Origin of the sequence: Micromonospora sp. SL4-19 (assembly GCF_047921475.1) — a bacterium.
GTDB lineage: Bacteria > Actinomycetota > Actinomycetes > Mycobacteriales > Micromonosporaceae > Micromonospora.
This window is the reverse complement of record NZ_JBLROB010000048.1, coordinates 21,397-28,876: the sequence shown is the minus strand read 5'-3', so window position 1 is coordinate 28,876 and position 7,480 is coordinate 21,397. Positions and strand designations below refer to the sequence as shown.

The following is a 7,480-nucleotide window of genomic DNA, read 5'->3' as shown; positions in this document are numbered from 1 at the left end:
ATCGCTCCTCCGCCCAGGCCGGACCGCCCCCTGGCACGGCATCGGCGCGAGGCGCTGCTGGCGGCGGCCCTGCTCGCGGTCGCACTGCTCGCCCTGACCGGCGTCACGCTGCTCGACCGCGACGACCACACCTCGATCGCGGGACCGGCCACGCCGCCGGCATCGGCCACCACCGCCGTAGCGCCCCGCGTGCCGGCCGTGCCGCTCACCGTCGCGCCCGCCACGCCGACGCTGCGGGCCATCGCGTCCGCCACCCGCAACCCGGCCAGCCCGACACCGAGCCCTCGGGCCACCTCCCATAGGCCGAGCCCCACCGCACCCGCTGACCCGATCGCGGGCATGCGCCAGTCGATCCGGAAGCAGGTGGAAGCCGGCCGGTTGAACCCAGATGCCGCAAAGGACCTGCACGCCAAGGTGGACGCGATCGCGAAGGAGATCGCCGAGAGCGATCCGGACCAGGCCGAGGACCAGCTCAAGAAGCTGCGCGAGAAGCTCGGCGAGCTGCGACGCAACGGCAAGCTCACCGCCGACGGCTACGACGCCCTGACCGCCGACGCCGACCGGATCGCCACCGACCTGCGGTAAAGACATCGAGGGTGATGACGGCACCCTCGGCGAGGATGACCAGGCCGGCGTCGAAGGTGATCGCCTTCAGCTTCGTCCCCGTGGGCACGTCGAAGTAGACGTTCGCCTTCACCGAGCCGCCCGGGTTGATCTTGTCGAGTTGGCGTCATCGGTGCGGTAGATGGCCTCCCCCGCCGACGTCGTACTCCCGGCCGGCGGCGTCCTGTGCGGTGATGGTGCCGTCGGCGTGGGTGTTGACACCTCCACATGAGATGCGTATGTTAGCGCTCACTTTGTCCTGGCTTGGCGCTCGCTCCGTGGCATGTTGACGTTCACCTGCTGACCCCGGACGCGTCAGGCGTCCGTTAGGCAAACACCCGGCTGCATGACCCATCCCGACGCCCGGCTTCGGCCGTGGCCGACATGAGGAAGCCCGGCTATGTCCTTTTCGCTCACCCGCACGGCGGCGCGCCCATCGCAGCGCCGCTCCCGCCCCGTGCTTGCCAGCCTGATAACCCTGGCGACCGCCTTGGCCGGTGTCGTGGCCCTTGCCCCGGCCAGTAAGGCTGCGACGCTCGACGAGGGCCTGGTCCTGCGCTACGGCCTCACCCAGACCAGCGGCACGACCGTCACCGACAGCTCGGGCAACGGCCGGAACGGCACGCTCAGCGGCGATGCCAGCTGGCAAGGGCCCGATGGCGTACGCCTCGGTGGCACGAACGGTCACGTCCGCCTGCCTGACAACATCATGCGGGGCCTCACCGACATCACCGTCTCCGTGCAGGTCAACATGGCGGCCGATCAGGCCACGCCGTACTTCATCTGGGGCCTGGGCAACACCGGCTCCGGCGGCATCGGCAACGGCTACCTGTTCACCACGGGCAACGCCCTGCGCACCTCGATCGCCAGCGGCAACTGGTCGACGGAGCAGACCGTGACCACGGGCCGCAACCTCAGCCGTGGCAGCTGGCGCACCATCACCTACACCCTCGGCGGCGGCACGGCCGTGCTCTACGAGGACGGTGTCGAGATGGCCCGCAAGACCGGCATCACGCTGACCCCGGGTGCCATCGGCGGCGGCACCACCACCGCCAACTACCTCGGCCGCTCCGTCTACACGTCCGACAAGTACCTCAAGGGGCAGGTTCGCGACTTCCGGATCTACAACCGTGCGGTGAGCGCCGACGAAGCCCACGCCCTCGGTGAGCAGACGGCCGCCGGGAGGGCAGCGGCAGACGCGGCAGCCCTCGACCTGGGTGACACGTCCGCGGTGACGGAGAACCTCAGCCTCCCGACCAGCGGCAGCGGTGGTTCCACCATCACCTGGTCGTCGAACAACCCGTCCGTGGTGTCGGACACCGGCGTGGTCAGCCGTCCAGCGCCGCGGGCCGGCAACGCGACCGTGACGCTGACCGCCACCGCGTCGTACGCCGGCTACACCGCAACCCGCGGGTTCATCGTCACGGTGATCGAGGACATCACCGACGAGAAGAAGGTCGACAACGCCCTCGCGGCCATCGTCATCCACGACCAGAACGCGATCCGCGGCAACGTCACGCTGCCCACCCGGGGAGCCCGCGACGTGACCCTGACCTGGACCGCCAAGGACCCCGCCGTCGTCACCGGCACGGGTGAGGTGACCCGCCCGCCGCACGGGTCGGGTGCCGTCAAAGCCCGCCTCAGCGTACGCGCGACCAAGGGTGCGGCCAGCGCGGTCCGCAACTTCAGCCTGAACGTCCTGCCGCTGCCGAAGAAGGAGAAGCTCGAGGGCTACGCCTTTGCCTACTTCACCGGCGAGGGCACCGCCGACGGCGAGCAGATCTACTTCGCGGCCAGCCGCGGGAACGACCCGCTCAAGTACGACGAGCTCAACGGCGGCCGCCCCGTCCTCACCTCCAGCGAGGGCGACACGGGCGTACGCGACCCGTTCATCATCCGCAGCCCCGAGGGCGACAAGTTCTATCTCATCGCCACCGACCTGAAGATCCACGGCAACGGTGACTGGGACGCGAGCCAGCGCACTGGCAGCAAGTACATCGAGGTCTGGGAGTCCACCGACCTGGTGACCTGGTCGCAGCAGCGGCACGTGCGCGTCTCTCCCGACACAGCGGGGAACACCTGGGCCCCGGAGGCCTACTACGACGACACCATCGGCGCCTACGTCGTGTTCTGGGCCTCCAAGCTCTACGCGCCGGAGAACACCGGCCACACCGGCGACAGCTACAACCGCATGCTGTACGCGACGACTCGCGACTTCCGCACCTTCAGCGAGCCCAAGGTCTGGGTCGACCCCGGCTACTCGGTGATCGACTCGACGGTCATCAAGCACAACGGCAGCTACTACCGCTTCACCAAGGATGAGCGGAACAACACCTCCAGCACCCCGTGCAGCAAGTTCATCCTCGAGGAGAAGTCGACCCAGCTGCGCAGCACGAGCTGGGACTTCGTCCAGGACTGCATCGGCAAGGCGACCGACACCTCCCCGGGCATCTCCCGCGGCGAGGGCCCGACGGTGTTCAAGAGCAACACCGAGGACAAGTGGTACGTGTTCATCGACGAGTTCGGGGGCCGCGGCTACGTGCCGTTCGAAACCACTGACCTCGACAGCGGGAAGTTCACCATGTCGACCGGCTACGACCTGCCGGCCCACCCGCGGCACGGAACCGTCCTGCCGGTCACCAGGGCCGAGCTCGACCGGCTCCGCCAGGGCCCGTCACCCGCGCCGACCAGCAAGAAGGGCGTGATCGTCGACTACCGCCTGGCGGGCGGCAGCGGCACGACCATCGCCGACAGCTCCGGCAACGCCCAGGACGCGGCGATCCACGGCGGCATCACGCGCTCCGCCGACGGCATGGTCTTCGGCGGGACCGACGGTTACGTTCGCCTGCCGAACAACCTCCTGACCGGTCTGTCCGACGTCAGCCTCTCCGCCCAGGTCTGGGTCGACCCCGCGCAGGCCACGCCCTACTTCATCTGGGGCCTCGGCAACACCACGAACGGCGCCGGCAACGGCTACCTGTTCACTACCGGATCCTCCTACCGCACCGCCATCGCCATCGGAAACTGGACGACCGAGCAGAACACCGGCGGCGGCCGTGACCTCGGCCGGGGCGGCTGGCACACCATCACGTACACCCTCTCCGGTGGGGTGGCCCGCCTCTACGACAACGGCGTCGAGGTGGCCAGGAACGACGGGGTCACGATCAAGCCGGGTGACCTCGGCGACGGCGTCACCACGGCCAACTACCTTGGTCGCTCGCTCTACTCCGGCGACCGCCACTTCAACGGCAAGATGCGCAGCTTCACGCTGTGGAACCGTGGCCTGTCGGCCAAGGAGGTGCTCTCCCTCGCGGGCAACGAGACGGCCATCGGCTCGGTCACGCTGGACGCCCTCAAGGTCCCGGCCGTCATCAACAGCGACACGAGCACCGTTACCCTGCCCGTCAAGCCGGGCACCGACCTGGCTGCCCTCAAGCCCGACTTCCGGATCAGCGACGAGGCCCGGGTCAGCCCGGGCAACGGCTCCACCCAGGACTTCACGAAGCCCGTCACCTACACGGTTACCGGCACGGACGGCAGCAAGCGCGCCTGGACCGTCAACGCGTTCGTCATGAACAGCCCCGTCCTGCCCGGATACAACGCCGACCCCAACATCGTGCGCTTCGGGGACACCTACTACATCTACGCCACCACCGACGGCTACCCGGGCTGGTCCAGCACCACCTTCAAGACCTGGTCGAGCAAGGACCTGGTCCACTGGACCGAGCACCCGACCATCCTCGACCTCGGCCCGGACGTGTCCTGGGCCGACGGACGGGCCTGGGCGCCGGCCGCGATCGAGAAGAACGGCAGGTACTACCTGTACTTCTGCGCCGATGCCAAGATCGGCGTGGCGGTCGCCGACTCCCCGACCGGCCCGTTCGTCGACGCGCTCGGCAAGCCGCTCGTCGCCGCCAACCCCGACGGCGGTCAGGCCATCGACCCGGCGGTCTTCACCGACGACGACGGCCGCAGCTACCTCTACTGGGGCAACGGCAACGCCTACGTCGTGCCACTCAACGCCGACATGACATCGTTCGACGCCACCAAGGTCAAGCGGATCACCGGCCTGACCGGCTTCCGTGAAGGCCTCTTCATGGCCAAGCGCGGCAACACGTACTACCTCAGCTGGTCCATCGACGACACCCGCAGCGAGAACTACCGCGTCGGCTACGCCACCGCCACGAGCCCCATGGCCGAAGGCCTGATCAACCGGGGCGAGATCCTCACCAAGGACGTCACCCTCGGCATCCTCGGCACCGGTCACCACAGCATGATCCAGGTGCCGGGCACCGACGACTGGTACATCGCCTACCACCGCTTCGCCATCCCCGGCGGGGATGGCACGCACCGCGAGGTCACCATCGACCGCCTGCACTTCAACGCCGACGGGACCATCGCCAAGGTCATGCCGACGCTGGCGAGCGTCTCGCCGCTGAGCTGATCCTCGGGCGGGCGTCGCGGTCCCCGCGGCGCCCGCCACGTACTTGACTGCCTCACCCTGCTACACCTGGGCGGCCACCCGGTGTTGTCGAGGGCTCACGCCACGCCGACGTTTGAAGGCGGCGCTCAGGGCGAAGGAGCTGCCGTAGCCGACGCGATGGGCGACGGCGCCGACGGTGGTGCCGGGCTCGCGGAGCAGGTCGGCGGCGAGAGCCAGCCGCCATTCGGTGAGGTACGACATGGGCGGTTCACCGACCAGCGCGGTGAAGCGGCGGGCCAGCGCCGCCCGGGAAACCCCGGTCTTGGCGGCCAGTGACGCCACGGTCCATGGCTGGGCGGGGTTGTTGTGCAGCATCTGCAGGGCCCGGCCGACCACCGGGTCGCTATGTGCTTTGTACCAGGCAGGGGCATTCGCCCCCGGCCGGGCGAACCACTCGCGCAACGTGGCGATGAGCAGCAGGTCGAGTAGGCGGTCGAGCACGGCTTCCTGACCGGGGTCGTCCTTTACGATCTCGGTGGCCAGCAGCGGGATCAGCGGGGAGTCCCAGGATTCACGTGGGACGACCACCAGCGGCGGCAGTGCGCTCAGCAGCCGTTGGCCGACCGCGCCCTGCATCGTGTAGGTGCCGGTGAGCAGCATCGTCGGGCCGTCCAGGCTGTTGCCCCAGGTGCGTATGCCCAGTTGCGTCATCTCGAACAGTTCCTGCCCGTCCGGGGTCGTACAGCGCTGGCCCGGATGGATGATCACCTGCGGCGCCGTGGTCGGGTCGTCGGCGACGGTGTACGGTCCCGCGCCGCGAATGATCGCCACATCCCCGGGGTCGAGCCGCACGGCCGCGCCCTCGTCGGGAACGATCCAGGCGTCGCCTCGGACCATGGCCACCAGGGTGAGCGGCGCCTCGTCCTTGATCACTATCGACCAGGGTGGAGTCAGGATCGAGCGGAGCAGGAACGCACCTTGGGCTCGCGGGCCGTCAAGCAGGCCGACAACAGCATCCACGTAGACGATTACACACAAGATTGCGCGTCCTGGCTATGTGAAGTCTCGCCAGCCCGCACTTCAATGGGCGGTATGAGGAACGAACAAGAGCAGAAGGTGATCCTGGTCCTCGGCGGTACGGGCAAGACCGGCCGTCGGGTCGTAGAGCGGCTGCGGGGCCGTGGAGTTTCGGTCCGGGTCGGTTCCCGGTCCGCCGCGCAGCCGTTCGACTGGACGGACCGGACAACCTGGGCAACGGTGCTCCAGGATGTCGACGCCGTGTACGTGTCCTTCTACCCAGACCTTGCCTTGCCGGGGGCACCCGAGACGGTCGGCGCGTTCGCCGACCTTGCGGTGGCGTCCGGGGTATCTCGGTTGGTGCTGCTGTCCGGCCGCGGTGAGGAGGAGGCCGAGGCCGCCGAGAAGCTGATCCAGTCCGCGGGAGTCGACTGGACGATCCTGCGGTCGAGCTGGTTCAGCCAGAACTTCAGCGAGGACTACCTGCGGGAGTCGGTGCTGGGCGGCGAGGTCGTCCTCCCGGTCGGGGCCGTGCCCGAGCCGTTCGTGGACGCCGACGACATCGCCGATGTGGCCCTGGCGGCGCTGACCGAGGACGGACACGCGGGGCAGCTCTATGAGTTGAGCGGGCCCCGACTGCTCACCTTCGCCGACGCGGTCGGCGAGATCTCGCGGGCGACGGGCCGGCGCATCGACCTCGTCCCGGTCTCCGTCGAGGACTACACCGGGGCGCTGGCCGCCGAGGGCGTGCCAGCGGAGGTCGTCGAGTTGCTGACGTACCTGTTCACGACCGTGCTGGACGGCCGCAACGCTCAGTTGGCCGACGGGGTGCAGCGTGCCCTGGGCCGACCGCCCCGGGACTTCGCGGACTACGCCAAGGACGCCGCCACCACAGGCATCTGGGACGGGGTGTAGGTGACGATGCGACTCACGCAGCAGGTGTCGCTGGTCGCCGCCACCGTCTCGACCGGGCTGATGGCCGGGCTCTTCGCCGCCTTCGCCTACGCGGTGATGCCCGCCCTCAGGACGGTGGACGACCAGACTTTCGTGGAGGCGATGCAGCGGATCAACGTGACCATCGTCAACGGGTGGTTCATGCTGGGCTTCCTGGGCGCGCCGGTGTTCGCCGCCGTGTCGGCTGTGCTGGCCTGGCGCGGTGCGGGCCGCCCGGCACTGCCGTGGATCGTTTGCGGGTTCGCCCTGTACGTGGTGATGTTCATCGTCACCGCCGCGGTCAACGTCCCGCTGAACGACACCCTCGCGGCGGCCGGTGAACCCGGCCAGATCGCCGATCTCGCCGCCGTCCGCGGGCGCTTCGAATCCACCTGGGTCGCCTGGAACAGTGTCCGCGCCCTCGCGAACACGGCGGCGTTCGGCTGTCTCTGCTGGGCGCTGATCGTCGTCGGCCGCTCGACCGGATGAGCCCGGCGTGGGTGC

The 7,480-nt window shown here is 69.1% G+C and carries 5 protein-coding genes; 4 read left to right on the top strand and 1 reads right to left on the bottom strand.

The genetic code is table 11. The annotated features are described in order from the left end of the window. Positions 1-585, top strand: a 585-nt coding sequence (locus ACNAVT_RS30515; RefSeq protein WP_416301308.1) for an FIMAH domain-containing protein, incomplete at its 5' end; no start/stop codon positions are given. A gap of 418 nt (positions 586-1,003) precedes the next feature. Beyond that, positions 1,004-5,047, top strand: a complete 4,044-nt coding sequence (locus ACNAVT_RS30510; protein ID WP_416301306.1) for a family 43 glycosylhydrolase — start codon at positions 1,004-1,006, stop codon at positions 5,045-5,047. Positions 5,048-5,107: 60 nt separating this feature from the next. Here the strand turns inward: ACNAVT_RS30510 and ACNAVT_RS30505 are convergent, their stop codons facing one another. Further along, positions 5,108-6,046 (bottom strand): AraC family transcriptional regulator, encoded by a 939-nt coding sequence (locus ACNAVT_RS30505; protein ID WP_416301304.1) that lies wholly within the window; start codon positions 6,044-6,046, stop codon positions 5,108-5,110. Between the two features lie 72 nt (positions 6,047-6,118). Between ACNAVT_RS30505 and ACNAVT_RS30500 the strand changes: the two genes are divergently transcribed. Both ACNAVT_RS30500 and ACNAVT_RS30495 read left to right on the top strand, forming a co-directional pair. Then, complete coding sequence (locus ACNAVT_RS30500) at positions 6,119-6,958, top strand: NAD(P)H-binding protein (RefSeq protein WP_416301302.1); 840 nt, start codon at positions 6,119-6,121, stop codon at positions 6,956-6,958. Between the two features lie 6 nt (positions 6,959-6,964). After that, positions 6,965-7,465, top strand: coding sequence for a DUF1772 domain-containing protein (locus ACNAVT_RS30495; protein ID WP_416301300.1), 501 nt, complete (start codon positions 6,965-6,967; stop codon positions 7,463-7,465). The last annotated feature ends 15 nt before the right edge of the window (positions 7,466-7,480 follow it).

Bases quoted from the DNA above. Each gene is read 5' to 3' on its own strand.
- ACNAVT_RS30510 (WP_416301306.1), top strand. From the start codon at position 1,004: ATGTCCTTTTCGCTCACCCGCACGGCGGCGCGCCCATCGCAGCGCCGC.
- ACNAVT_RS30500 (WP_416301302.1), top strand. From the start codon at position 6,119: ATGAGGAACGAACAAGAGCAGAAGGTGATCCTGGTCCTCGGCGGTACG.
- ACNAVT_RS30495 (WP_416301300.1), top strand. From the start codon at position 6,965: ATGCGACTCACGCAGCAGGTGTCGCTGGTCGCCGCCACCGTCTCGACC.